The organism is Massilia sp. LMS1-1-1.1 (assembly GCF_040815535.1).
Lineage (GTDB): Bacteria > Pseudomonadota > Gammaproteobacteria > Burkholderiales > Burkholderiaceae_D > Janthinobacterium > Janthinobacterium aestuarii.
Window position 1 is genome coordinate 13,268 of sequence record NZ_JBFPNG010000034.1, and the last position, 24,208, is coordinate 37,475.

Genomic DNA, 24,208 nt, shown 5'->3' on the forward strand with positions numbered 1-24,208 from the left:
ACCTGTCCTGAGGGTATTACAACGATACCTTACAACGACACTCACCGGAAAGGCCAGACCATGCAACTACCCCGTTTGACTCCCCTCGCGCGCGCCATCGGCAGCGCCTTGATCCTGCTGTCGCTGGCGCAGGCGCCGGCCATGGCGGCCGATGCCACCGCGCCAGCCGCCGCGCAAACGGTCTTCCACGTGCCGGCCGGCGAACTGTCCGCCGCCATCGCCAGCTTTGCCATCGAAGCAAAAGTGAGCGTGGGCGCGGCGGCCGAACTGCTGCAAGGCGTGCGCACGCCTGGCCTGAGCGGCAGCTACACGGTGCCGCAGGCACTGGCCCGCTTGCTGGCCGGCACGGGCCTCGAGGCGCTGCCCAGCGGGGAACGCAGCTACGTGCTGCGCAAGGCGGGTGCCGCATCGACCGGCGCGCCAATCGCCGCCACCCTGGACGAAGTGGCCGTCAGTTCCAGCGCCCTGCGCGACGGCACCACGGAAGGCAAACGCGGCTACGCGGGCCTGACCAGCGCCACGCGCCTGAACCTGTCGCTGCGCGAAACGCCGCAGGCCGTCAGCGTCATCACGCGCCAGCAGATCGACGACCAGGGCTTGCGCACCTTGCAGGACGTGCTGGTGCAGGCGCCCGGCATCACGGTCGACCATTCGTCGAGCACGCGCGAATACGATCAGGTATTTTCACGCGGCTTCGAAGTGACGTCGTACATGTTCGACGGTATCCCGACCAGCAAGAACCTGGAAGCGCGCACCTACGACATGGCCATCTACGACCGCGTGGAAATCATCCGCGGCGCCACGGGCCTGATCAGCGGCACGGGCAGCCCGTCGGCCGCCGTCAATCTGGTGCGCAAGCGCCCGGGGCGCGCTTTTGCCGCCACGGCCGGCGCGCAGTTGGGATCATGGGACCGCTACCGCATCGAAGGCGACGTCTCGACGCCGTTGACGGCGGACGGCAAGGTACGCGCGCGCCTCGTCGCCGCGCATGAAGACCAGCGCTCGTTCATCGACCGCTACCGGCAGAAAAAGGACGTGCTGTACGCCATCGTCGAAGCGGACCTGACGCCGTCGACGGTGCTCAGCGCCGGCATCAACTACCAGCAGGAAAAGCTCAAGGGCGCGGGCCGCGAATTCCCCATGTTCTATGCCGACGGCTCGCAGACCCGCTTCCCCCGCTCGATGAACGGCACGGCCGCGTGGAGCACGTATGACCGCGAACAGAGCATGCTGTTTGCCACGCTCGACCATTATTTCGACAACGACTGGATCGCCAAGCTGGCCGTCAGCCGCAGCAGCAACCAGTACGACGCCTTGCAGGGTTTTTCCGGCAATGGCTACCCGGACCGCGTGACGGGCGGCGGCATGCGGCTGTGGCTGGCCAACTGGCACAGCAAGCCGCAACAGACCTCGCTCGACGCGTACGTCAGCGGACCGTTCCAGGCCTTCGGCCGCCAGCACGAACTGGTGCTGGGCGTAAGCGCCTCGGAACTTGAGACGAATAGCCCCATCTATCCGGGCTGGCGCCTGGCCGGCTATGATCATGCGGTGCCGAATATCCACGCCTGGAATGGCGACATGCCGGTGCCCGACTACAGCGGCACGCGCCTGGGCAGCTCGTACGACAAGGAGCGCGAAAGCGGCCTGTATTCGACGCTGCGCCTGCGCCCGACGGACGCGCTGTCGGTGATCCTGGGCGCGCGCCTGTCGTACTGGAAGCGCGACATCCGCAGCGATTACGATGCCGACACGGACCTGTACGACGCGATGCGCGAAAACGGCAAGATCACGCCGTATGCGGGCCTCGTCTACGACCTGGGCCGAAACTGGTCGGCCTATGCCAGCTACACCAGCATCTTCACGCCGCAAAGCCAGCGCGACGTCAACAGCCGCTTCCTGGCGCCGCTGGAAGGCAAGAACTACGAAGTGGGCGCCAAGGGTGAATTCTTCGGCGGCAAGCTCACCACCAGCGCCGCCCTCTTCCAGCTGAAGCAGGAAAACCTGGCCGAAGCCGATCCGGGCAATGTCTGGATCATCGGCACGGGCGGCGGCTCCTACGCCTATCACACGGTCAAGGGCGCCACCACGCGCGGCTTCGAGGCGGAAGTATCGGGCCAGTTGCGCCCCGACTGGCAGCTGACGGCCAGCTATGCGCATAGCCGCATCCGCAATGCCGCCGGCGCACGCATCCAGACCAACCAGCCGCAAAACATGGCCAAGCTGTGGACCACCTGGCGCCTGGCGCAAGGCATGCCTGGCCTGGTGCTGGCCGGCGGCGTGAACTGGCAGAGCGATATCTACATGGACGACCGCGGACCGAATGGCGAACGCTTCACGCAGAAGGCGTATGCGGTGGCGGGACTGATGGCGCAGTACCAGGTCAGCAGGCAGCTGGTGGCGACCCTGAACGTCAATAACGTCTTCGACAAGCGCTACTATTCGACGGGCATGGGCGGCTACTACGGCGATCCGCGCAACGCCATGCTGTCGCTGCGCTATCAGTTCTGAATGGCTTCGCTACTTTTGAGCAGCGCCTCGATGTCCTCGGGCGCCACGGCGCGGCCGAGAAAATAGCCGAACGCTTCGTCGCAACCCATCTCGGCCAGCAGTTCCAGCTGCTCGCCGCTTTCCACGCCGCCGGCGATGGTGCGCAGTCCGAGCGTGCGCGCCATCGCCACGATGGCGCGCACCACGGCGCTATCACCGCCCGGCTTGCCCAGGTCGTCGACGAAGCACTTTTCGATCTTGACGGCATCCGTGGGAAAGCGTTTCAGGTAAGTGAGCGAGGCGTCGCCCGTGCCGAAATCGCTGATGGCGATCGCCATGCCCAGCTGGCGGAACTGGCGCAGTATCAGCTCGCAGTTCTGGTTGCTGTCGATCAGGATGCCGGCGGCGATTTCCAGTTCGATGCAATGGCCCGGCACGCCGGCCGCCTCCAGCGCGGCGGCGAAATTGCGCGCGATATCGCGCTGGTAGAACTGGCGCGCGGACAGGCTGACGGACACCGTCAGCATCTGCCCCTGCGCGATCCAGCTGCGCGCCTGCTCCACGGCCGTGGCCAGCACCCAGGCGCCGACTGGCAGGATCAAGGCGCTTTCCTCCAGCACCGGTAAAAAGTCGAGCGGCATCATCAGGCCCAGTTCCGGGTGCTTCCAACGCAGCAGCGCCTTCACGCCCGTGATCCTGCGCGTCTTCAAGTCCATGCGCGGCTGGTAGTACAGCACGAATTCATTGCGTTCGAGCGCGTGGCGCAGGGCCGTCTCGAGGATGGTGCGCGAATACGACTGCGTCTGCATGCGCGGCGCATAGCGCTGGCAAGTACCGGGCGCGTGGCGCTTGGCCGCATACATGGCCAGGTCGGCCTTTTCGATCAGCGCATTGACGTCGTCATCGTCGTCCGGGTACAGGGCCACGCCCACGCTGGCCGCCACCGACAGGCTGTATTCGCCGATGACGAAGGGCGCGGCGATGGCGCGGACGATTTTCTCGGCCACCCGCTCGGCATCGTGCGCCGTGCGCAGTTCCGTCAGCAGGATGATGAATTCGTCGCCGCCCTGGCGCGCCACCGTATCGACCTTGCGCACGCACTGCTGCACCCGGCGCGCGAACTCCGTCAGCACCTGGTCGCCCACGTCGTGCCCCAGGCTGTCGTTGATGGATTTGAAGCGGTCGATGTCGACGAACAGCACGGCCAGCAGCCCCTGGTGGCGGCGCGCGTAGGCGATGCCGTGCTCGAAGCGGATCTGGAAATGCAAACGGTTCGGCAAGCCCGTCAAGCCATCGTGGTGGGCGATGAATTCCAGCTGCTGCTCGGCGCGCCGGCGGGCCGACACGTCGTGCAGCAGCAGCACCGCGCCGCCCTGCGCCAGCGGCGCGCAGCTGTACTGCACGTCGATGCGCTTGCCGTCGAGATGGCGCAGCAGCACGGCGCCGCGCGCCACTTCCAGCACTTCCTGCCGCGCCACGCAGTCGCGCACCTGGCGCGCCGCATCGATGGGCGTGCCGTCATGGAACAGCGGCAGCAGCTGCGTCACGGCCTGGCCCGGGCCATCGTCGCCCTGCAAGCCGCCCATGGCGCTGGCGCGGGGATTGAGGTACCGCACCACACCATCGTGGTCGGTGCCGATGACGGCCGCCGGCAGCGCATGCAGCAGCGCCAGCGCATCGGCCATGCGCTGAGCCTGTGCCGCCTGCAGCACCACGCCCGTCGCATGGCGCATGCGCCACATGCGCGCCGCCCGCCACTGGCAGGCCAGCAGCACGGCGAGCACCATGGCCAGGGCCAGGCACAGCGCCAGCAGCAGCGCCGTCATGCGTCACCCGGCAGGCGGAAAGTACGGAACATGGTTTTCCTTTGCAACGTGCGCCATGCGGCCGGGCGCAGATACATGCTGAAAGGAAATAATATAAGAATTTTGGCGCGATATTTGCCTGATCGGGCGCCGCTTGACTGGCATCAAGCGGCGCGTGGCACGCCCGCTTCAGGCCAGCGACAGCGTCCTGCCCGGGGCGGAACCCGCCGCTGCGGCCACGCCGGGCGTGCCATGCAGCTTGAAGATACTGACGGCGTCGGCCAGGCTGGCCGCCTGCTGCTGCAGCGCGTCCGCGGCGGCGGCGGCCTGCTCCACCAGGGCCGCGTTCTGCTGCGTCACGCCATCCATCTGGCTGATGGCGATGCTGATCTGCTCGATGCCGTCGCGCTGCTCCACGCTCGCCACGGCGATCTCGCCGATGATGGCGTTCACGCGCTGCACGCTGCTCACCACGTCATCCATCGTGCGCCCCGCCTGGCCGGCCAGTACGCTGCCCTCTTCCACCGTGCGCACGGATTCGCCGATCAACTGCTTGATTTCCATGGCCGCCGCGCTTGACCTCTGCGCCAGGCTGCGTACTTCCGTCGCCACGACGGCAAAGCCGCGCCCCTGCTCGCCCGCGCGCGCCGCTTCCACGGCCGCATTCAGGGCCAGGATATTCGTCTGGAAGGCGATGCCGTCGATGACGGCGATGATGTCGACGATGCGCTTGGACGAGGCATTGATATGGCTCATGGTCTGCACCACCTGCGCCACGGCTGCGCCGCCGCGCTGCGCCACGTCGGACGCGCCGCCGGCCAGCTGGCGCGCCTGGTCGGCATTCTCGTTATTCTGCCGCACGGTGGACGTCAGCTCGATCATCGAGGCGGCCGTCTCTTCCAGCGAACTGGCTTGCTCTTCCGTGCGCGAGGACAGGTCCATATTGCCGCTGGCGATTTCCGCCGAGGCCGTGGCGATGGCGTCCGTGCCGGTGCGCACACGTCCCACGATGGCGGCCAGGTTGCCGCTCATGGCTTTCAGGGCCCGCAACAGGTCGCCGATTTCATCGCGGCTGCCATCGGCCACCACGGCGCGCAAGTCGCCAGCCGCCACCTGCTGGGCAATGCCGACGGCCGCGCCCAGCGGCAGCGTGATGCTGCGGATCAGCCACCACACGGTGACGGTACCAACCACCAGGGTCACCAGCACGGTGGCCAGCATGACGATGCTGGCGCTGCGATGCGCGGCCGCGTCCTGCTCCTTCATCTGCGCCATCAGGCTGTGCGACTGCTTGCCGATGGCAGCGACGATGGCGTCGATCTGGCGCGTCGGTTCACGATCCATACCCTTGACCAGCGCATCGACCACGTGGGCGCTGTCGGCGCGCGCGCCATCGAATTTTTGCAGGGCCGCCAGGTAGCTCACGCCCAGCGCGTCGTGCGCCTGCAGCGCCTGCGCCACGGGCGCCGTGTCGAGCCCCAGCGAAGCCATCATCGATTGCAGGCTTTTCAATTCCTTGCGCGTCTGCGCGCCGCTGGCGACGAACGCTTCGCGGTAGCGCTGGAAGGCGGCCGCATCGCCGCCGCGCAGCAGGATGTTTTTCCACTCCTGCACCTGGATCTTGAATTCCACCTGCGCGCTGCGTGCCGCGTCGATGGCTTCCGTCAGGGCCACGGCGCGCTGCATGGCGTCCGCGCTGCGCGCACTGGCCGCGTCGAGCGCGCTCCAGCCGCGCGCGCCGACGAACACCAGCGCAAGAAAGAAGAAGGCGCCCAGCAGACCGAGGCGGACGGAGATTTTCAGATTCGCAAGTTGCATGTGTTTCTCCCGGCGGCAAGAACAGGATGGCAACAAAGGCGCTGCCAAAAACTATCCAATTCTCACCAAATAGGGAAATCATGCGGCGCGCCCCATGAAAAACCAAGCAACGCTTTCGTTAGAGAAACACTTTCAACATAGAAACAACAAATTACAAGGAAAAGTTAACTATCCGGCCACGCCGTCGGCCGCCGCGCCGGCAAATTCCTCGCGCAGCAGCGGATACAGACGCCGGTAGCGCGCCAGCCGTTCGTCCAGCACGGCGGAGGTTTGCGGCGCAATTGTCTCCTGCACGGCAGGCCGCGTGCACACTTGCGCGGGCGGCAAGCCCGTCACCGCCATCTGCGCCAGACGCGCCGCGCCCATGGTGCCGCCAGCCGCGCCGTGGTCGTGGCGCAGCACCTGCAAGCCCGAGGCATTCGCGCACAGCTGGGCCCAGAAGCGGCTGCGCGAACCGCCGCCGACGAACGATGCTTCTTCCAGATGCGTGCCAGCGCTGCGCAGGGCCGCATTACCGTCGGCCATGGCAAAAGCCACGCCTTCCATCGCGCTGTAGGCCAGTTCCGCCCGGCCGTGTTCCGTCGACAGGCCAAAGAACACGCCGCGCGCGGCAGCGTCGTTGTGCGGCGTGCGCTCGCCGCTCAAATACGGCAGGAAGATGGGCGCCGTGCGCGCCTCGACGTTTTCCGCCAGGCTGACCAATTCGCCGATGTCGCTCGACTGCGTCAGCCGCGCCACCCAGCTGAGGCTGGACGCGGCGCTGAGGATCACGCTCATCTGGTGCCAGCGCTCGGGCAGGCAGTGGCAGAACGCGTGCACGCCCTGGCCCGGATTCGGTGCAAAGCCGTCGCTGCCGGCAAACAGCACGCCGGACGTCCCCAGCGACAGCAGGCCGGCGCCCGGCTCCACCACGCCCAGGCCGACAGCCGCCGCCGCATTGTCGCCCGCGCCGCCGGCCAGCAGCACCGGGTGCGCGATGCCCCATTCCTGGCACAGCGATGGCCGCACCTGCGCGGCGGCGGCGCTGCCTTCGACCAGGCGCGGCATGTGCTCGCGCGTCAAACCGGTGGCGGCCAGCATGCGCTCCGACCAGTCGCGTTTGGCCACGTCCAGCCACAAGGTGCCGGAAGCGTCGGACATGTCGGAGACATACTCGCCCGTCAGGCGCAGGGCCACGTAATCCTTGGGCAGCAAGACCTTGGCCGTGGCGCGGAACAGCGACGGTTCGTACTTTTGCAGCCACAGCAGCTTGGGCGCCGTGAAGCCGGGCATGGCCTGGTTGCCCGTGATGGCGCGCGACTCGGGCACCAGCGCCTCGAGTTCCACGCATTCGGCAAAGGCGCGCGTGTCATTCCACAGGATGGCTGCGCGCAGCACGTGCTGCTGCTTGTCGAGCAGGGTGGCGCCATGCATCTGGCCCGACAGGGCGATGCCGCGCAAGCCGGAAAACGCCACCGGCTGGGCGGCGCGGATGGCGGCGATGACGTCCAGGGTGGCGTGCCACCAGTCTTCGGGATTCTGTTCCGACCAGCCGGGATGGGGGCTGGACACGCGCAGGGTCACGCCGGCGCTGGCAACGATGGTTTGCGCGTCATCGGTGAGGATGGCCTTGACTTCGGAAGTGCCGATATCGATACCGAGATAAGTCATTTGATTCCAGAATAAAGTTAAGAATGGCCGTCGCCGGACGGATCGGGCATGTTCATCAGCAGGCAGGAGCGGAACTTCGACGGCGACATCTGCTTGTGGGCCAAAAACTGGCGGTTGAAATTGGAAAGGTTGTTGAACCCCGTGCGGTAGCAGATATCGGTGACCTTCATGTCCGTATTCATCAGCAGTTCGCAAGCGAGCGCGATGCGCTCCTGGTTCACGTACTGGATGAACGAGGTGCCCGTATGCTTGCGGAAGAAACGCGTGAACTTGAGCGTATTCATCTCCGCCACGTCAGCCACGTCCTGCTCGCAAAAATCGAGCGTGATGTTCTGCTTGATATACGCCAGCACCAGGTTGATGGTCGACGACATGTAGCGGCCCGCCTGCGCCAGATAGGTGACGCTGGCCAGGGGCCGCCGCTCGCGGCAGTCGCACAGCTCGCCGAACAGGCGCGTAAACAGTTCAACCCGGCGCAAGCCCTGCGCCGTCGTCAATTCCTTCATCAGCGGCACCAGGCGCAGGCCCAGCGCATCGGGAAATTGCAAGCCCCTGGCAGCCTCGCCCAGCAGCGCTTTCAGGGGCGCCATTTCAGGGAAGAGCAGCGCGCAGCGTTCGATGAAGTCGCCGGAAAACTGCAGCACCAGGTCACGCTCGGGCAAGACCACGCCTTCCGGCAGTTCGCTGACCCAGTTGTGCGGCAGGTTCGGCCCCGTCAGGATCAGATTGCCCGCCCCGTAGCTGCCGATATGGTCGCCGATGAAAAATTTTCCGTTTGACGTGATGATGAAGTGCAGTTCGTACTCGGGATGAAAATGCCATTTCGCCACCGTGTGCGGAAAGCCGTGCGCCCACGCGCGAAACGATTCATGGATCGGTTTGTGGATCAGTTCCAGGTCAGGCGTCACGGCAGTTCCTTACGCGGTCTCGTTGCCAGCTATTCTAACCACTTACCTGGGCATTGAGCGCCAAAGCCAGACCGCTGTCGGCGTCGAACAGGTGCATGTGCTCTTCATCGAAGGCCAGCGCCAGGGTCTGGCCCACCTGCGCCGCGCTGTTGGCCGCGTTCGCCGGCAGCAGCGCCGACAAGGTCAGGGCGCCGCACTGGAAGCTGATCAGCGCTTCGGCGCCCAGCAGCTCGACCAGGTCGATCACGCACGCCAGGCCATGCGTGCCTGCCTGCTCCTGCGGCAGCGCCGCGCGCAAGTGATTCGGCCGCAAACCGAACACCACGCGCGTGCCCTCGGCCAGCGCGGTGAAGCGGGGCGATATCAATGGCCAGCGGTAGCCGGCGCAGACGAGCACCGTTTGCCAGCCATCCTTCTCGACGACGCCATCGATGAAGTTCATGGCAGGGGTGCCAATGAACCCTGCCGCGAACAGGGTGCGCGGATGGTTGTACAGTTCCGCCGGCGTGCCGATCTGCTCGATATGCCCGCCCTTCATCAGCACCACCCTGTCGGCCAGGGTCATGGCTTCGAGCTGGTCGTGCGTGACGTACAGGGTGGTGGTGCGCAGGCGGCGGTGCAGGCGCTTGATGTCGGCGCGCAGCTGCGCGCGCAGCTTGGCGTCCAGGTTCGACAGCGGTTCGTCGAACAGGAACACTTGCGGCGTCTTGATCATGGCGCGCGCAATGGCCGTGCGCTGCTGCTGGCCGCCCGACATGGCGCGCGGCTTGCGTTCCAACAGGCTGTCCAGGCTGAGGATGGCCGCCACCTCGCGCACGCGGCGCTCGATCTCGTCATTCGGCACCTTCAGGCGGCGCAGGCCGAAGGCGATGTTGTCGTACACCGTCATGTGCGGATACAGCGCGTAGTTCTGGAACACCATCGCCACGTTGCGCGCGCGCGGCGGCAAATCGTTGACGATGGCGCCGCCGATGTGCAGCTCGCCGCCGCTGATGTCTTCCAGGCCCGCGATCATGCGCAGCAAGGTCGATTTGCCGCAGCCCGATGGCCCCAGCAGGACGATGAATTCGCCGTCATCGATTTCCAGGTCGAACGGCTGCAGCACGGCCGTCTTCTCGTCATAAGTCTTGTGCAGCTGCCTGCAAGTGATGTTTGCCATGGTTAGTCTCCTGCCAGTTCGATCTGGATCTTGACGTCGCGCGGATGGCCCTGGGCCGCTTCCTCGAACGCCCGCACGCCGTCGGCAAAGCCGAAGGTGCGCGAAATGAAGGGTTTGACGTCGATCTTGCCGGAAGCCAGCAAGGCGATCGCGCGCGGGAAGATGTTCGCGTAGCGGAACACGGACTCGATGCGCACTTCCTTGGCCTGGATGGCGACGATATCGAAAGGGACATTTTCGGGCGGCATGCCGACCAGCACCAGGCAGCCGTTCGGGCACAGCAGGTCGACGATGTTGTCGTAGGCGCGCATGCTGCCGCTGGCCTCGAAAACGATGTCGGCGCCCCAGCCGTCCGTCAGCTCGCGCACCGTATCAAACAGGCTGGTGTGGCGCACGTCGACCGTGGTCACGGCGGGATTGCCGGCGAACAGGGCCAGTTTTTCCGGCACCAGGTCGGCCAGTATCACGCGCGAGCAGCCGCCCGCCAGCGCGGCCAGCGCATTCATGGCGCCGATGGTGCCGGCGCCGATCACCACGGCCACGTCGCCCGGCTTGATGGCCGCCTTCTTGGCCGCCTGCAGGCCGATGGCCAGCGGTTCGACGATGGCGCCTTCGCCGAAGCTGACGTTGTCGGGCAGCTTGAAGGTAAAGGCGGCCGGATGCACGACATACGGCGTGAGGCAACCGTGGATGGGCGGCGTGGCCCAGAAGCGCACGGCGGGATCGAGGTTGTACAGGCCGCGCATGGTGGCCGGCGAATCGAGCTGCGGCACGCCCGGCTCCATGCAGACGCGGTCGCCCACCTTCAGGTGCGTCACGTCATCGCCCACTTCGGCCACCACGCCGGACGCCTCGTGGCCGAGCACCATCGGCGCTTCGACGGCGAAGGGGCCGATCTTGCCATGTTTGAAGTAGTGCACGTCGCTGCCGCAGATGCCCACGGTGTGAATCCTGATTTTCACGTCGCGCGGGCCGATGGCCAGCGGCAGGTCGATGTCGCGCAAGGTGATGGAATGCGCTTGTTCCAGTACGAGTGCTTGCATGATTAATTCCTTATTTATGTTTGAGCATGGAGTTGAGCAGCCGTCCCAGGATGCCGACGAACAGCAGCGGCGGCAGCGCCAGCAGCACGGTGGAAGCGTTCACCACGCCCCACGGCACTTCCTGGCCCATCGAGGTAAAGGCCGATGCCACCACGGGCAGGGTCATGCTTTTCGACGAGGTGAGCGCCAGCGCGATCATCAGTTCATTCCAGACCAGCACGAAGCTGAAGACGATGCCGCCCATCAGGGTTTTCGAGGCTACCGGCAGGGCCACGTACCAGAACACCTGGTAAGGGCCGTAGCCATCGAGCGCGGCCGCTTCCTCGATCTCTTTCGGGATGCGGGCAAATGCGGGAATCGACAGCCAGATGATGGTCGACAGGGTCACCAGCAGATACGTCACCACCATCGACAGACGCGAGTCGTACAGGCCCAGGTCGATCCAGATCGAGATCAAGGGAATGGCGACGGCCACCGGCGGCAAAAAGCGCAGCGACAGCAGGAAGAACTGGATATCCTTCTTGGCCGGGATCGGATAGCGGGCGATCGCATACGCGGCGGGCACGCCCAGCACGGCGCCCAGCAGCACGGCAACGCCGACGATGGCCACGCTGTTGCCCAGTCCCGTCAGCACTTCCGGGCTGGCCAGCACCTGCTTGTAGTTGGCCAGTGTCGGGCTGAAGAAAAAGCGCGGCACGGGCGTGACGATGTCCATCAGCTCCTTGAAGGAATTGAGCACGGCCCACAGGATGGGGAACAGCGCCACCAGGATAATCACGGTGGTAATGGCGGTGGTGGCGGCATGGTCCACGCCGCGCCGGATAGTCAGTTTTCCCATTTGGCGACTCGCTTCCAGAGCAATGTGAAAATAATGGTCGTGGCCAGCATCATCAGCACGGCCATGCTCGATGCGTAGGACACCTTGCCCATCAGGCCGATGCCTTGCGCATACGCATACATGTCCAGGGTTTCGGTGGAGATGCCGGGGCCGCCCTTGGTCATCACGTAGATCAGGTCGAACGAGCGCAGCGACTCGACCATCTTGATGAACACGAGGCTCATGATGGGTACCTTCAGCATGGGCAGCGCGATATACGCATACACCTGGAGCGTGCTGGCGTAGTCAAGGCGCGCCGCTTCCAGCGGTTCGCCGGGCAGGGTTTCCAGCAGTTTCAGGATGACGGCGCCGAAGAACAGGCCCCACTGCCAGATGTCGACCAGCGCCACCGCATACAGGGCCGTGGCGGGGTCGGACAGCAGGGCCGTGCCGCCCAGGCCCACGCATTCGAGCATCCAGTTGAGGATACCCATCAGCGGCGAATACATGAACTTCCAGATGAAGGCGGCCGACACGCGCGGCAGCAGTACGGGCACGATCAAGAGCAGCGCGATGATGTCACGCGTGCGTCCCTTGACCTTCTCGAACAGGAACACGGCCAGCAGCACGCCGACGATCAGCGAGCCGGCCACGGTGACCACTTCCCAGATGGCCGATACCTGCACGGCATTGAGGAAGCGGCGGTCGCCGAACAGGCGGAGAAAATTGGCAAAGCCGACGTAATCGCTGTCGCTGTAGCGCAGCACGCGGTTTTGCAGGGCCAGGTTGATGGCGGCGATACTGGGCACCAGGCCCAGTACCAGCAGGACCAGCAGCGGCAAGGTCAGGAAGACGGCGGGCAGCCAGGTGTGGCGTTTTTTATGGATGGAGTGTGGCATAGGATGGCTTTCGAGCTTCATTTTTTCACCCAAAAGGCGAGTACCGGGGTCGGACCCTGAGGGTCCGACCCCAGCGTTTCGCCGTTGGGGCTTGGAACCGAAGAGCTGGGGTCAGACCCGCCGGGTCTGACCCCTGATTTAAGCTAGCGGAGTCGTCGGCGATACGGGCTTACTGACGTTTCTTAGCCCGTTGCATCACTTCCGTCGCATACTCATTCGCCTCATCCAACGCGCTTTGCACATCGCCGCGCGTGCCCGTAAACACTTCTTCCAAAACTACGCCCAGGTTGTCGCCAATGTCCGGCCACTCGGGGCTAGGCCAGATGGTGACGCGCGAGACGGGCGTGGTGTCCGTCAGGCCCGCCTGGATCTGCGGCTTGACGTGCTTGCGGAAGTAGTCGCTGTTGATGGTGCTGGTGCGGTTGTAGTCGCTGAAGACGTTGTCCTTCAGGCGCGCCTGCTCCTGCTCCTTGCCTGTGGCGAAAGCGATGAACTTGCCGGCCGCCTGGCGCGTGCATTCATCTTTCGCACCGGTGGCGGAGATGGCCAGGCCGTGGCCATACGCAGCCGATGGCAGCGGTGCTGGCGGGCGTACATAGCCGACCTTGTCGACCACCGAGGATTTTTTCGGGTCTTCCATCCAGTCGGCAAACGGCGTCGATTCGATCATGAAGGCCACCTTGCCCGACCTGAATGCTTCGAGCGCGTTGCTCCAGTCGTAGGTGGCGCCGCCCGGTGGCGAATACTTGAACAGCTCGCGGTACAGGGTGGTGGCTTTCACGGCCTGCGGCGAATTGAAGGCCGGCATGCCATTGTTTTCCCACTTGCCGCCGGCGGCCAGCATGAACGGCGCCCAGCGCCACACATTCATGCCCGAGCCGCGCTGGCCCCGCGCCGCCCAGCCATACACGTTCGGCGGATTATTCATTTTCTTGACGGCGGCGACCAGTTCGTCGAGCGTCTTCGGCACGGCGATGCCGGCCTTTTCCAGCAGGTCGCGGCGGTAGAACAGGAAATCGCTGCCGCCGATCAGGGGCGCGAAATACGCCACGCCCTTGTACGAGGCGACGGCGCGGCGGCCCGGCAGGAAGTCGTCGTAGTCGGCGTCCTTGGGCAGGTATTTGAGCAGGGGGACGACCCAGCCGGCCGTGGCGAATTCGGCCACGTTGGCTTCGTCAATGTAATAGATCTGGTAGGAACCGGCCTTGGTGGAAGCATCGAGGCGGGCTTTCGAGCGGCGGTCGTTTTCGCCGAAATAGCTGATTTGTACCTTGGTGCCGCTTTTCTTTTCATACTCGGCGAGGGTCTTTTCCATCACCGTCAGGCCCAGGCTTTTTTGCGCCAGCACCTTGATCACGGGCACCGAGCAGCTTTGCGCCGAGGCGTCTGCAAACCCGGCGGACATGAGGGTACCCCATGCAACAGCAGTCATGATTTTCATAACACGTCTCCATTTTTATAGTCCGGCGGTTTTCCACCGGTATGCCAACTATAAAAACAAAACCCATCTGCCACCACTGCAAAAGCGGCGAGTTTTCAAATACTATTTTTCAGCAAAACGACCTCCATGCCGGCCACGATGGACTGATCTTTTTTACCACACACGATATATAAAGCCGCTTGATTTATTAATTAGCCGAGCGTATATTTGGCTCGGGCACCGCATTGACGGCCGCCCCCAGGCCGAGGCAATCGCCTCCCGGTAAAAAATAAATAGATTCTGGAGACAACACAATGAACGTCAAACAATGCATCGCACTGGCTGTCCTGACGGCAGCCGGCGGCGCCGCCATGGCCGAGGAACCGATCGTCGGCCTGATCACCAAGACCGATACCAACCCCTTCTTCGTGAAGATGAAAGAAGGCGCGCAGCAACGCGCAAAACTGAAGGGCGCCAAGCTGTTGACGGCGGCCGGACGCGCCGACGGCGACAACGCCGGCCAGGTGACGGCGATTGAAAACATGGTGGCCGCCGGTGCCAAGGCGATCATGATCACGCCGAGCGATTCGAAAGCCATCGTGCCGGCCATCAAGAAGGCGCGCGCCGCCGGTGTGCTGGTGATCGCCCTCGACAGCCCGACCGAGCCGCAGGACGCCACCGATGCGCTGTTCGCCACCGACAACTACAAAGCTGGCTTGCTGATCGGCCAATACGCGAAGGCCGCCTTCGCCGGCAAGCCCGTCAAGATCGCCATGCTGGACTTGTTCCCCGGCCATCCGGTGGGGATAGCCCGCCACAACGGTTTCCTGGCCGGCTTTGGCGCGCCGGGCATCAGCGCCAAGACGGTCGGACCGGCGAAAACCGCCGACGTGGTGTGCATGGCCGACAGCTTCGGCGACCAGGGCAAGGGGCAGACGGCGATGGAAAACTGCCTGCAGAAAAATCCCGACATCAATCTCGTGTACACCATCAACGAACCGGCCGCCGCCGGTGCCTACAAGGCGCTCAAGGCCGTGGGCAAGGAAAAGAACGTGATGATCGTTTCGGTCGACGGCGGCTGCGCCGGCGTGCGCGACGTCAAGGCCGGCGTCATCGCGGCGACCGCGCAGCAGTATCCGCTGAACATGGCAGGCCTGGGCGTCGAAGCCGGCGTCGAGTACGCCAAGAACGGGAAGAAGGCCAGCGGCTACGTCGACACCGGCGTCACCCTGATCAGCGACAAGCAGCAAGCAGGCATCGAGAGCCGCGACACGGCGTTCGGCCTGAACTCCTGCTGGGGTAAATAAATCCACGCAGGCGGCCACGTTCGGCAAGGCTATCTGCCTTGCCGGCGCGCGGCCGCCTGCGCGTCGCCTTTTTCCCCTCTTGAATATGGATAACAGATGCGTTCCACCATCCCGACATTTATGCCGCCGCTCTCCAAACTGGGCCCGGTCATTGCCCTGCTCGCCGCCTGCGTGTTCTTTGCGTCGCAAAGCGACCGCTTCCTCAGCAGCCAGAATTTTTCCCTGATCTTGCAGCAAGTCATGGTCGTCGGCATCATCGCCATCGGCCAGACCCTGATCATCCTGACCGCCGGCATCGACCTGTCCTGCGGCATGGCCATGGCCCTGGGCTCGGTCATCATGACCAAATTCGCCGTCGACCTCGGCATGAACCCCTATCTCGCGATCGGGTGCGGCATCGCCGTCACCGTGCTGATCGGCTTCATCAACGGCGCGCTGGTGACCTCGATCAAGCTGCCGGCGTTTATCGTCACGCTGGGCACGATGAACATTGCCTTCGCCGTCACGCAGCTGTACTCGCAGGCCCAAACCGTCACCGGACTGCCGGAAGCGATGGGATTTTTCGGCAACACCTTCCAGCTCGGCCAGGCCACCTTTACCTACGGCACCGTGCTGATGCTGGGCATGTACGTGCTGACCTGGCTGTACCTGCGCGAGACCGCGCCCGGCCGCCACCTGTACGCCGTCGGCAACAATCCGGAGGCGGCCCGCCTGACCGGCATCGCCACGAATAAAGTTTTGCTGGGCGTCTACATGATCGCCGGGATGTGCTACGGCATCGCCGCGCTGATGTCGGTGGCGCGCATGGGCGTGGGCGACCCGCAGGGCGGCCAGACCGACAACCTCGACAGCATCACCGCCGTCGTGCTCGGCGGCACCAGCCTGTTCGGCGGGCGCGGCTCGATCATGGGCACGCTCGTCGGCGTGCTGATCGTCGGCGTGTTCCGCAACGGCCTGACCCTGATGGGCGTGTCCTCGGTGTACCAGATCCTGGTGACGGGCATCCTGGTCATCCTGGCCGTGGCCACCGATCAACTGACACACAAGAAAGGTTGATGAGCATGACGACGCATGTGCAACCGGTATTCCAGGCCCGCGGCCTGGTCAAGCGCTACGGCAGCGTGACCGCCCTCGACGGCACCGATTTTGACTTGTTGCCGGGCGAAATACTCGCCGTGATCGGCGACAACGGCGCCGGCAAGTCCTCGCTGATCAAGGCCCTGTCGGGCGCCCTCGTCCCGGACGAAGGCGAGATGCTGCTCGATGGCAAGCCGATCCATCTGAAGTCACCAATCGACGCCCGCCGCTACGGTATCGAGACGGTGTACCAGGACCTGGCCGTGGCGCCGGCCATGACGATCGCCGAGAACCTGTTCCTCGGCCGCGAACTGCTGCGCAAGGGCATGTTGTCGCGCTTCCTGCGCTGCATCGACAAGAAGCGGATGCTGGCCGAGGCGGAAGCCCATATGCGCGATCTGAAAATCGGCATCCGTTCGATGAAGCAAGCCGTCGGCACCCTGTCTGGCGGCCAGCGCCAGGGCGTGGCCGTGGCGCGCAGCACGGCGTTTGCCAGGCATGTCGTGATTCTCGATGAACCAACCGCCGCACTCGGCGTAAAGGAGGGCAATATGGTACTGGAACTGATACGCAATGTGCGCGAGCGCGGCCTGCCGGTGATTTTGATCAGCCACAACATGCCGCACGTGTTCGAAATCGCCGACCGCATCCACGTGCAACGCCTGGGCAAGCGCGTCGCCGTCCTGAACCCGAAGCACATCAGCATGTCCGACACCGTGGCGGTGATGACGGGCGCGAAGAGCGCCGAAGACTTTCCGGAGGAAGCCCATGCTTAAGGGAATCGATCCACTGCTCAGCCCGGAATTGCTGAAGATCCTGTGCGAAATGGGCCATGGCGAGGAAGTCGTGCTGGTCGACGCCAACTTCACCAGCCAGACCCTGGGCCAGGGCAAGCCGCTCGTGCGCCTGCCCGGCATCGACCTGCAGCGCGCCAGCGCGGCGCTGCTGTCGGTGTTTCCGCTCGACGCCATGGTCGACCAGCCGGTCGCCTTCATGAAGGTATGCAACACCGCCGACGGCTATCTGTCGGCGCTGCAGCGCACCATGATCGAGCAGATCGCCGCCACCGGCGCCGCCACGCCGGCGCAATGCGAGGCGGTCGAGCGCTTCGCCTTCTACGAACGCGTCAAGGGCGCCTACGCCATCGTGCAGACCGGCGAAATGCAGCCGTACGCCAATTTCCTGTTCAAGAAGGGTGTGATCAGCGATCCGCTGGCGGGCTGAGGAATGTGCAGCTGGCATAAAACATAAAATATAAGGAGACAACCATGTCAAAGCACTTCCCTGTTCTCGCCTCTTGCCTTGCCACCCTGCTGGTGGGCTGCGGCAGCGATAGCGACAGCACCAGCGGACCGCCCCAGTCCAAGTACCTTGAAACCTACCGTCCCCAGCTCTCGTACACCGCCGCCAAAAACTGGCTGAACGATCCCAACGGACTGGTCTACCACGACGGCGAATACCACCTGTTCTACCAGTACAACCCGAACGGCAATACCTGGGGCGACATGTCCTGGGGCCACGCCGTCAGCACCGACTTGCTGCACTGGAACGAGCTGCCCGTCGCCCTGACGGCCGAAAAAGACGCTGGCGGCAAGCTCACGCAAATGTTCTTCTCCGGCAGCGTGGTGGTCGACACCAACAATACCAGCGGCCTTGGCAGCGCCGGCAATCCTGCCATGGTGGCCATCTATACCAGTGTGTACCCGCAAGGAAAAACGCTGGCCAACGGACAAGTGCTCGCCCCCAACACCCAGTCCCAGTCCATCGCCTACAGCCTGGACCGGGGACGCACCTGGACCCAGTACGCCGCCAACCCGGTGATTGCCGCGCCACCGGCGCCGTTTGAAACCGAAGGGCAAAATTTCCGCGATCCAAAAGTCTTCTGGTATGCACCGGAGCAAAAATGGGTCATGGTTGCCGTGGCCTCGGAGAAGCACCAGGCGCTGCTGTTCTCGTCCAAAAACCTGCGCGACTGGACCTACATGAGCGCCTTTGGCCCGGCCAACGCGGTCGGTGGCATCTGGGAATGTCCCGACCTGTTCGAACTGCCCGTCGATGGCGACGCCAGCAAACGCAAATGGGTGATGAACATCAACATCAACCCCGGCTCGGTGGCCGGTGGTTCCGGAGCGCATTATTTTGTGGGGAAATTCGACGGCACGCGCTTTGTGGCCGACGCCAACAGCGTGATCGACAAGAAGCCGCCCACGGGCACCGTCTACCAGGACTTTGAAGCGGCCAGCTTCGACGCCACCGGCTGGGCATCGACGGGCGACTTTGCAGGCAAGACGCCCGTGGTCCCCTCGCATGGCGTGGCCGACAACCAGGGCAGCCAGCTGCTCGACACCTACCGGCTGGGCAAGGATGACGGCGCCACGGGCACGCTCACCTCGCCCGCCTTCACCGTCACCAGCAAGTACATCAATCTGATGGTCGGCGGCGGGCGCCATCCACGCCTGGCCGGTGCCGGCGACGGCACGGTGCCTGCGGGAACCTTGCTGTTCCCGGGCGCCGGTTTTGAAGGCCCGGCCAATGCCACCTACGCCGACCTGGGCTGGACACCCGCCGGCGACGTGGTGGGGCAAAAGGTTGCCGCCGGAAGCGACGCCGACCGCCAGGCGGCAGCCGGCAAGCTGGGCGCGGGTGTGTTCAATTCCTTCTTCGGGGCCGGTGACGTGTCCAAGGGCAGCCTGACGTCGCCCACCTTCACCATCTCCAGGGACTATATCAACTTCCTCATCGGAGGAGGCAACCATCCCTACAGCAGCCCCAATCCCACGGCGGTGGTGCTCAAGATCAATGGCAAGGTGGTGCGCAGCGCCACCGGGGCGGACTCCGAACTGAACTGGACAAACTGGGACGTGCGCGAGTTCGCCGGACAGCAGGCCCAGATCGTCATCATCGACGACAACGACGGCGCCTGGGGACACATCGTTGCCGACGTGTTCGAGGCATCGGACCAGCCTGCCAAGCCCGTCAGCGATGAAACGACGGTCAACCTGCTGGTGAACGGCCAGGTGGTCAAAAGCGCAACCGGCGCCAATGCCGAAACCCTGAACTGGCGCAGCTGGAACGTGGACGCCTACCGTGGCAAGAGCGCGCAGATCCAGGTGGTGGACAACAACACGGGCGGCTGGGGCCATATCCTGGTCGACCATATCGTCTTTTCGGACAGCGCCAAGGAAGAAGCCAACTGGCTCGACTACGGCGCCGACTTCTATGCCGCCGTGACCTGGAACGGCATACCCGATGGCAAGCGCATCGGCCTGGGCTGGATGAGCAACTGGGACTACGCTGGCAACACGCCCACCACGCCATGGCGCAGCGCCCAGACCTTCGCCCGGGAATTCACGCTGCGCACCATAGCCGGCCAGGCGCGGCTGGTGCAGCAGCCGGTGGACAACTTCAGCACACTGCGCAGCAAAGCGCTGTACAGCGCCCAGGACCGTTCCGTGGCCACCGGCGTGCAAGCACTCGCTATCGCCCCCGCCCCGGGCCAGGCCCTGGACATCGTGGCCAAATTCCAGCCGGGCAGTGCCACCGGTTTTGGCCTGAAGGTGCGCACCGGCGCGAATGGCGAAGAAACCGTCATCGGTTATGACGCGGTAGCGGGCGAGGTCTATATCGACCGCAGCAAATCGGGCGACGCCAGCTTCAACGCCAGCTTTGCCGCCCGTCATACCGCCCCGCTGCCGCTGCGCACCAGCACGGTGGACCTGCGCATCGTGGTCGATACCTCGTCGGTGATGGTATTTGCGGGCAACGAGGTGGTGTTGACCGACCAGATCTTCCCGCAACCGTCCAGCAACGGTGTCGCGCTGTTCGCCGTGGGCGGCGCGGCAACACTGAAAGAGCTGACCATCTGGCCTTTGAAGTCGATCTGGGCCAAGCGCTAAAGCTGCACGGGAGCTCCAGCCACCTGGGGCTTCACTGGCGGGGCGGTGGATATGTAATAAAATGTCCTTCTTTACGCCTGTAGAAACCGGACCCGCCCCGCCATGTCAGACAGCTTTACCGAAGAGGCGTGCGCGCCGCAAGCAGCCATCGACGATGTTCCATGGCTGCAGCCGCGCGGCTCGAACCAGATGGGCATGAGCCAGTTCAACGAGCGGGTGGTGCTGCAGGCCGTGCGCTTGCACGGCAGCATGCCGAAGGCCGACCTGGCCCGGCTGACCAATCTGAGCACGCAAACGGTTTCCCTGATCATCAACCGCCTGCTGGAAGACGGCCTGGTCAGCAAGCGCGCGCCCGTGCGCGGCAAGGTCGGCCAGCCATCGGTGCCCATCATGCTCAATCCGGACGGCGCCTTCTCGATCGGCATCAAGATCGGCCGGCGCAGCCTCGACGTGTTGCTGGTCGATTTCGTCGGCAAGACGCGCGAGCGCCTGTCGTTTCCCTATCCCTTTCCCGTCCCCGACACCGTGTTCGGCCAGATCGAGTCGGCGCTGAAAAGCATGGCCGTGCTGCTGGGACCGAAGTTGCTGCCGCGCCTGTGCGGCGTCGGCATCGCCGCGCCGCTGGGCCTGGGCGGCTGGCAGAATCTGCTCGAGATGGCGCCGGAGCAGGCCAACGCGTGGGACAGCATCGACATCGGCCAGCGCGTGCAGGCGATGACGGCGTTGCCGGTCGAGTTCGCCAAGGACACGGCCGCCGCCTGCGTCGCCGAGCTGGTACTCGGGCGCGGGCGCAGCATCAAGAACTTCCTGTACATCTTCGTCGACATCTTTATCGGTGGCGGCCTGGTCATCAACAGCCATTTGCACAGCGGCCTGCACGGCAACGCCGGCGCGGTCGGTTCCTTGCCGCTCGGCATGGCCACGGCCGGCGCCAGGCATCCACCGGGCCAGCTGCTGGGCGACGCTTCCCTGTTCAACCTCGAGCAGTTGTACACCCTGGCCGGGCTGGACCCGGCCGCCGCCCACGACGGGCGCGCGCTGCAGGAACCGTTCGTCACGCACACCGTGGCCTGGCTCGACGACGCGGCGCGGGCCATCGCGCTGAGCATCACCAGCGCCACCTGCCTGCTCGACCTGGAGGGGGTGATTATCGACGGTTCCTTCGACCGCGGCCTGCTCGAACAATTGCTGGCCCAGGTCGAGCGCGCGCTGGAATGCTATAGCTGGGAGGGCATCGCCCGACCGCAGGTGCTCGGCGGCACCGTCGGCTCCGACGCGCGCGCCGTTGGCGGCGCCTTCCTGCCGCTGTACGCGCATTTCGCGCCGGACCGGGACCTGTTCCTCAAGTAAAGGTTCTGTCGCGTTGTTTTGTATAGAGATTAAGAAAAACTCTTGCGATAGATATTGATGTCCTTGCCGACGATGGGCTGGCGCGAAAAGCGTTCGAAGCGCAAACCGAGCTTGTTGATCAAGTTGATCGAAGGCTGGTTCTGCGGCGACACGAGGCCATACACAGCCGGCAGGCACAGCACGTCGCGCGCATGGCGCACCACGCTAGCTGCAGCCTCCCAGGCCAGGCCCTGGCCGCAATACGCGGGCAGCAGCGCGTAGCCGATGTCGGGACCCGGCATTGTGGCGCGCTTGATCAGGCCGCACATGCCGATCGCCACGCCATCGCCACGGTGCTCGACGATATAGAAAGAGTAGCCGAGTTCCTGCTGTTGCGCGATCGGACCCGTTTCCAGCGCCGCGCGCGCCGCGTCCATGGTATGGATCTGACGGTCGCCGATGGTCGCCAGCCAGGTCGGTTCGTTCACCAGCCCGAGGAAAAACGCCGCGTCATCGACGCTGGCGGTGCGCAGGCGCAGGCGGGGCGTCTCGATCACGGTGACGGCGCCGCTCATGCCGGCCACTGCATCGGGTCGGTCAGCAGCTGGTACATCACATAGGCGTCGACATAGCCGAGCTGCGCGTGGCGGTAGGCCAGCGGCAATGTGGCGACGACCGTGAAGCCCAGTTTTTTCCACAGGGTGACGGCGGCCAGGTTGGTGCTGACGACGAAGTTGAACTGCATCGCCAGGTAGCCCGCGCGGCGCGCTTCTTCCATGCAGTGCACGCCCAGCAGGCGCCCCACGCCCACGCCCTGCGCGGCCGGGTCGACCATGAACGAGGCATTGGCCACGTGCGATCCATGGCCAGGCTGGTTCGCCACCAGCTTGTACATGCCCAGCAGGCGCTCCGTGCCCATGGTGGCGACAAAGCTTTGTACGCCGGGGCCGAACCAGTAGGCGTGGCACGCTTCGCGCGTGGTATCGGCGGGGAAGGGATAGGTGTCGCCGCCGGCCACCAGGGTCTGGAAGATCGGCCACATGGCGTCGAAATCGGCTTCGTTGGCCGGGCGGATATCAATTTCTTTCAAGTCGGTGCTCCTGATAACAAGTGATGGCTGATTGTATCAGCGGCCCAGGCGGAAGTTCACGCTGTCCGGACGCCCCGGCAAGTGCAGGCGCGATTGCGCGCGCGGCGCTTCGCTGACGACTTTCCCGCGCCGCAGCACCAGGCGCCGCGCCGCGCGCAGGCGCAGCGCTTCCACGGTACTGCCACAATCGAGGATCAGCAAATCCGCATGGCAGCCGGGCGCGATGCCGTAGCCATCGAGGCCCAGGATGCGCGCCGGCGTTTCCGTCACGGCCAGGAAGCAGTCGTGCATCGCTTGCTGGCCCGTCATCTGCGCCACGTGCAGCCCCATGTGCGCCACTTCCAGCATGTCGCCCGAACCGAGGCTGTACCACGGGTCCATCACGCAGTCGTGGCCAAAGGCGACGGGGATGCCGGCGGCCAGCATTTCGGGCACGCGCGTCATGCCGCGCCGCTTCGGATACGTATCGTGGCGCGCCTGCAAGGTGATGTTGATGAGGGGATTGGCGATGGCCGCCACGCCTGCCTCGCGGATCAGGGGCAGCAGCTTGCTCACATAATAATTGTCCATCGAATGCATGGACGTCAGGTGCGATCCCGTCACCCTGCCCTGCATGCCAAGGCGCTGGCTGTGGAAGGCCAGGGTTTCGATGTGGCGCGACAGCGGGTCGTCCGACTCGTCGCAATGCATGTCGACCATCAGCCCACGTTCGCAGGCGAATTCGCACAGCAGGCGCACGGATTCCGCGCCGTCCGCCATGGTGCGCTCGAAATGCGGGATGCCGCCCACCACGTCGACGCCCATGGCGATCGCGCGCTTCAGATTGTCGAAGGCGCCGGGACTGCGCAGGATGCCGTCCTGCGGGAACGCCACCAGCTGCAAATCGAGATACGGCGCCACCTGCCGCTTGACGTCGAGCAGCGCTTCGACGGCCAGCAGGCGCGGGTCGCAGATATCGACGTGCGAGCGGATGGCCAGCAAGCCGCGCGCCACGGCCCAGTCGCAATACTGCAGGGCGCGGTCCACCAGCGCCTGCTGCGTCAATTGCGGCTTCAGCTCGCCCCACAGGGCGATGCCTTCGAGCAGGGTGCCGGAGGCGTTTACGCGCGGCAAGCCATAGCTGAGCGTGGCGTCCATGTGGAAGTGGGCGTCGACGAACGGCGGCGTGACGAGGTCGCCCTCGGCATCGATCTCTTGCGCGCCCGTCACGGGCAAGGCAGGGCCGACGGCGGCGATGCGGCCGCCCTCGATGGCGATATCGATGGCGCGGCGCCCGTCGGGCAGGCTGGCATTGCGGATGACAAGGTCCATGCGGACACTCCTTCGGTTGACTACGGTACCTGGCGCTTCAAGTAGCTTGGCATCTTGGCTTTCTCAAGGATGCTGCGGTGCACGAATATAGTCACTGGCAAAAGCATAGCCATAGATTCCCTGACAACGCTTTGCGCACGCGCAAACTTATGGCAAATGCTGCCAGACGCATGAATACAAGCATGCGCGGGG

19 protein-coding genes are annotated in these 24,208 nt (G+C 64.7%); 7 read left to right on the forward strand and 12 right to left on the reverse strand.

Annotation, left to right across the window (positions count from 1 at the left end; translation table 11 throughout):
* The first annotated feature begins 60 nt into the window (after positions 1 to 60).
* Entirely contained in the window at positions 61 to 2,508 is a 2,448-nt protein-coding gene (locus tag MRBLMS1_RS18935) for a TonB-dependent siderophore receptor (RefSeq protein ID WP_485881077.1), read from the forward strand.
* Here MRBLMS1_RS18935 and MRBLMS1_RS18940 read toward each other — a convergent pair.
* From MRBLMS1_RS18940 to MRBLMS1_RS18980, 9 genes are all read right to left on the reverse strand, one after another.
* Complete coding sequence (locus MRBLMS1_RS18940) at positions 2,499 to 4,313, reverse strand: putative bifunctional diguanylate cyclase/phosphodiesterase (protein WP_083292508.1); 1,815 nt, start codon at positions 4,311 to 4,313, stop codon at positions 2,499 to 2,501. The two genes, MRBLMS1_RS18935 and MRBLMS1_RS18940, sit on opposite strands and share 10 nt — an antisense overlap.
* 168 nt (positions 4,314 to 4,481) lie before the next feature.
* Positions 4,482 to 6,110: a methyl-accepting chemotaxis protein gene (locus MRBLMS1_RS18945; RefSeq protein ID WP_485881080.1), complete on the reverse strand. Its 1,629-nt coding sequence runs from the start codon at positions 6,108 to 6,110 to the stop codon at positions 4,482 to 4,484.
* 168 nt (positions 6,111 to 6,278) lie between these two features.
* Positions 6,279 to 7,760 carry a xylulokinase gene (gene xylB / locus MRBLMS1_RS18950; RefSeq protein ID WP_485881082.1) on the reverse strand — a complete coding sequence of 494 codons (1,482 nt, stop codon included), beginning with the start codon at positions 7,758 to 7,760 and terminating at the stop codon, positions 6,279 to 6,281.
* 17 nt (positions 7,761 to 7,777) lie between these two features.
* The gene (locus MRBLMS1_RS18955) at positions 7,778 to 8,668 is read right to left on the reverse strand and encodes an AraC family transcriptional regulator (protein ID WP_230519138.1); all 891 of its coding nucleotides are present in this window, start codon (positions 8,666 to 8,668) and stop codon (positions 7,778 to 7,780) included.
* A gap of 34 nt (positions 8,669 to 8,702) precedes the next feature.
* Positions 8,703 to 9,827, reverse strand: coding sequence for an ABC transporter ATP-binding protein (locus tag MRBLMS1_RS18960; protein WP_128142093.1), 1,125 nt, complete (start codon positions 9,825 to 9,827; stop codon positions 8,703 to 8,705).
* 2 nt (positions 9,828 to 9,829) lie between these two features.
* A complete protein-coding gene (locus tag MRBLMS1_RS18965; protein ID WP_485881085.1) occupies positions 9,830 to 10,870 on the reverse strand; it encodes an NAD(P)-dependent alcohol dehydrogenase in 1,041 nt (346 codons plus the stop codon).
* Positions 10,871 to 10,880: 10 nt separating this feature from the next.
* Positions 10,881 to 11,708 carry a carbohydrate ABC transporter permease gene (locus MRBLMS1_RS18970; protein WP_338679584.1) on the reverse strand — a complete coding sequence of 276 codons (828 nt, stop codon included), beginning with the start codon at positions 11,706 to 11,708 and terminating at the stop codon, positions 10,881 to 10,883.
* Entirely contained in the window at positions 11,696 to 12,586 is an 891-nt protein-coding gene (locus MRBLMS1_RS18975) for a carbohydrate ABC transporter permease (RefSeq protein WP_485881087.1), read from the reverse strand. Before MRBLMS1_RS18975 ends, MRBLMS1_RS18970 begins: the two co-directional genes overlap by 13 nt.
* A gap of 169 nt (positions 12,587 to 12,755) precedes the next feature.
* Positions 12,756 to 14,027, reverse strand: coding sequence for an ABC transporter substrate-binding protein (locus tag MRBLMS1_RS18980; RefSeq protein WP_485881089.1), 1,272 nt, complete (start codon positions 14,025 to 14,027; stop codon positions 12,756 to 12,758).
* Positions 14,028 to 14,320: 293 nt separating this feature from the next.
* On the opposite strand from MRBLMS1_RS18980, the gene MRBLMS1_RS18985 reads away from it, so the two are divergent.
* The 6 genes from MRBLMS1_RS18985 (at position 14,321) to MRBLMS1_RS19010 (ending at position 21,636) form a co-directional block, all read left to right on the forward strand.
* Positions 14,321 to 15,313 carry a substrate-binding domain-containing protein gene (locus MRBLMS1_RS18985; protein ID WP_485881091.1) on the forward strand — a complete coding sequence of 331 codons (993 nt, stop codon included), beginning with the start codon at positions 14,321 to 14,323 and terminating at the stop codon, positions 15,311 to 15,313.
* Positions 15,314 to 15,409: 96 nt separating this feature from the next.
* Positions 15,410 to 16,369 carry an ABC transporter permease gene (locus MRBLMS1_RS18990; protein ID WP_456150850.1) on the forward strand — a complete coding sequence of 320 codons (960 nt, stop codon included), beginning with the start codon at positions 15,410 to 15,412 and terminating at the stop codon, positions 16,367 to 16,369.
* Positions 16,369 to 17,166 (forward strand): ATP-binding cassette domain-containing protein, encoded by a 798-nt coding sequence (locus MRBLMS1_RS18995; protein WP_485881093.1) that lies wholly within the window; start codon positions 16,369 to 16,371, stop codon positions 17,164 to 17,166. Before MRBLMS1_RS18990 ends, MRBLMS1_RS18995 begins: the two co-directional genes overlap by 1 nt.
* Positions 17,159 to 17,614: an RbsD/FucU family protein gene (locus tag MRBLMS1_RS19000; protein ID WP_485881095.1), complete on the forward strand. Its 456-nt coding sequence runs from the start codon at positions 17,159 to 17,161 to the stop codon at positions 17,612 to 17,614. The genes MRBLMS1_RS18995 and MRBLMS1_RS19000 overlap by 8 nt, the downstream gene beginning before the upstream one ends.
* Before the next feature lie 44 nt (positions 17,615 to 17,658).
* On the forward strand, positions 17,659 to 20,286 hold the full coding sequence (locus MRBLMS1_RS19005; RefSeq protein ID WP_485881097.1) for a GH32 C-terminal domain-containing protein: 2,628 nt from the start codon (positions 17,659 to 17,661) through the stop codon (positions 20,284 to 20,286).
* A 102-nt stretch (positions 20,287 to 20,388) separates the two neighbouring features.
* Positions 20,389 to 21,636 carry an ROK family transcriptional regulator gene (locus MRBLMS1_RS19010; protein ID WP_485881099.1) on the forward strand — a complete coding sequence of 416 codons (1,248 nt, stop codon included), beginning with the start codon at positions 20,389 to 20,391 and terminating at the stop codon, positions 21,634 to 21,636.
* 29 nt (positions 21,637 to 21,665) lie between these two features.
* On the opposite strand, the gene MRBLMS1_RS19015 is transcribed toward MRBLMS1_RS19010, so the two are convergent.
* From MRBLMS1_RS19015 to MRBLMS1_RS19025, 3 genes are read right to left on the reverse strand one after another with little or no spacing between them, the layout of a single operon-like run.
* Positions 21,666 to 22,190: a GNAT family N-acetyltransferase gene (locus MRBLMS1_RS19015; RefSeq protein ID WP_128142085.1), complete on the reverse strand. Its 525-nt coding sequence runs from the start codon at positions 22,188 to 22,190 to the stop codon at positions 21,666 to 21,668.
* On the reverse strand, positions 22,187 to 22,705 hold the full coding sequence (locus MRBLMS1_RS19020; protein ID WP_485881102.1) for a GNAT family N-acetyltransferase: 519 nt from the start codon (positions 22,703 to 22,705) through the stop codon (positions 22,187 to 22,189). Before MRBLMS1_RS19020 ends, MRBLMS1_RS19015 begins: the two co-directional genes overlap by 4 nt.
* A gap of 36 nt (positions 22,706 to 22,741) precedes the next feature.
* The gene (locus MRBLMS1_RS19025; protein WP_485881104.1) at positions 22,742 to 24,016 is read right to left on the reverse strand and encodes an amidohydrolase family protein; all 1,275 of its coding nucleotides are present in this window, start codon (positions 24,014 to 24,016) and stop codon (positions 22,742 to 22,744) included.
* Positions 24,017 to 24,208 lie beyond the last annotated feature (192 nt).

Excerpts from the sequence above, each read along its gene's own strand:
- MRBLMS1_RS18935 (WP_485881077.1), top strand. The coding sequence starts at position 61 with ATGCAACTACCCCGTTTGACTCCCCTCGCGCGCGCCATCGGCAGCGCC.
- MRBLMS1_RS18940 (WP_083292508.1), bottom strand. The coding sequence starts at position 4,313 with ATGACGGCGCTGCTGCTGGCGCTGTGCCTGGCCCTGGCCATGGTGCTC.
- MRBLMS1_RS18945 (WP_485881080.1), bottom strand. The coding sequence starts at position 6,110 with ATGCAACTTGCGAATCTGAAAATCTCCGTCCGCCTCGGTCTGCTGGGC.
- xylB (WP_485881082.1), bottom strand. The coding sequence starts at position 7,760 with ATGACTTATCTCGGTATCGATATCGGCACTTCCGAAGTCAAGGCCATC.
- MRBLMS1_RS18960 (WP_128142093.1), bottom strand. The coding sequence starts at position 9,827 with ATGGCAAACATCACTTGCAGGCAGCTGCACAAGACTTATGACGAGAAG.
- MRBLMS1_RS18965 (WP_485881085.1), bottom strand. The coding sequence starts at position 10,870 with ATGCAAGCACTCGTACTGGAACAAGCGCATTCCATCACCTTGCGCGAC.
- MRBLMS1_RS18970 (WP_338679584.1), bottom strand. The coding sequence starts at position 11,708 with ATGGGAAAACTGACTATCCGGCGCGGCGTGGACCATGCCGCCACCACC.
- MRBLMS1_RS18975 (WP_485881087.1), bottom strand. The coding sequence starts at position 12,586 with ATGCCACACTCCATCCATAAAAAACGCCACACCTGGCTGCCCGCCGTC.
- MRBLMS1_RS18980 (WP_485881089.1), bottom strand. The coding sequence starts at position 14,027 with ATGAAAATCATGACTGCTGTTGCATGGGGTACCCTCATGTCCGCCGGG.
- MRBLMS1_RS18985 (WP_485881091.1), top strand. The coding sequence starts at position 14,321 with ATGAACGTCAAACAATGCATCGCACTGGCTGTCCTGACGGCAGCCGGC.
- MRBLMS1_RS18990 (WP_456150850.1), top strand. The coding sequence starts at position 15,410 with ATGCGTTCCACCATCCCGACATTTATGCCGCCGCTCTCCAAACTGGGC.
- MRBLMS1_RS18995 (WP_485881093.1), top strand. The coding sequence starts at position 16,369 with ATGAGCATGACGACGCATGTGCAACCGGTATTCCAGGCCCGCGGCCTG.
- MRBLMS1_RS19000 (WP_485881095.1), top strand. The coding sequence starts at position 17,159 with ATGCTTAAGGGAATCGATCCACTGCTCAGCCCGGAATTGCTGAAGATC.
- MRBLMS1_RS19005 (WP_485881097.1), top strand. The coding sequence starts at position 17,659 with ATGTCAAAGCACTTCCCTGTTCTCGCCTCTTGCCTTGCCACCCTGCTG.
- MRBLMS1_RS19010 (WP_485881099.1), top strand. The coding sequence starts at position 20,389 with ATGTCAGACAGCTTTACCGAAGAGGCGTGCGCGCCGCAAGCAGCCATC.
- MRBLMS1_RS19015 (WP_128142085.1), bottom strand. The coding sequence starts at position 22,190 with ATGAGCGGCGCCGTCACCGTGATCGAGACGCCCCGCCTGCGCCTGCGC.
- MRBLMS1_RS19025 (WP_485881104.1), bottom strand. The coding sequence starts at position 24,016 with ATGGACCTTGTCATCCGCAATGCCAGCCTGCCCGACGGGCGCCGCGCC.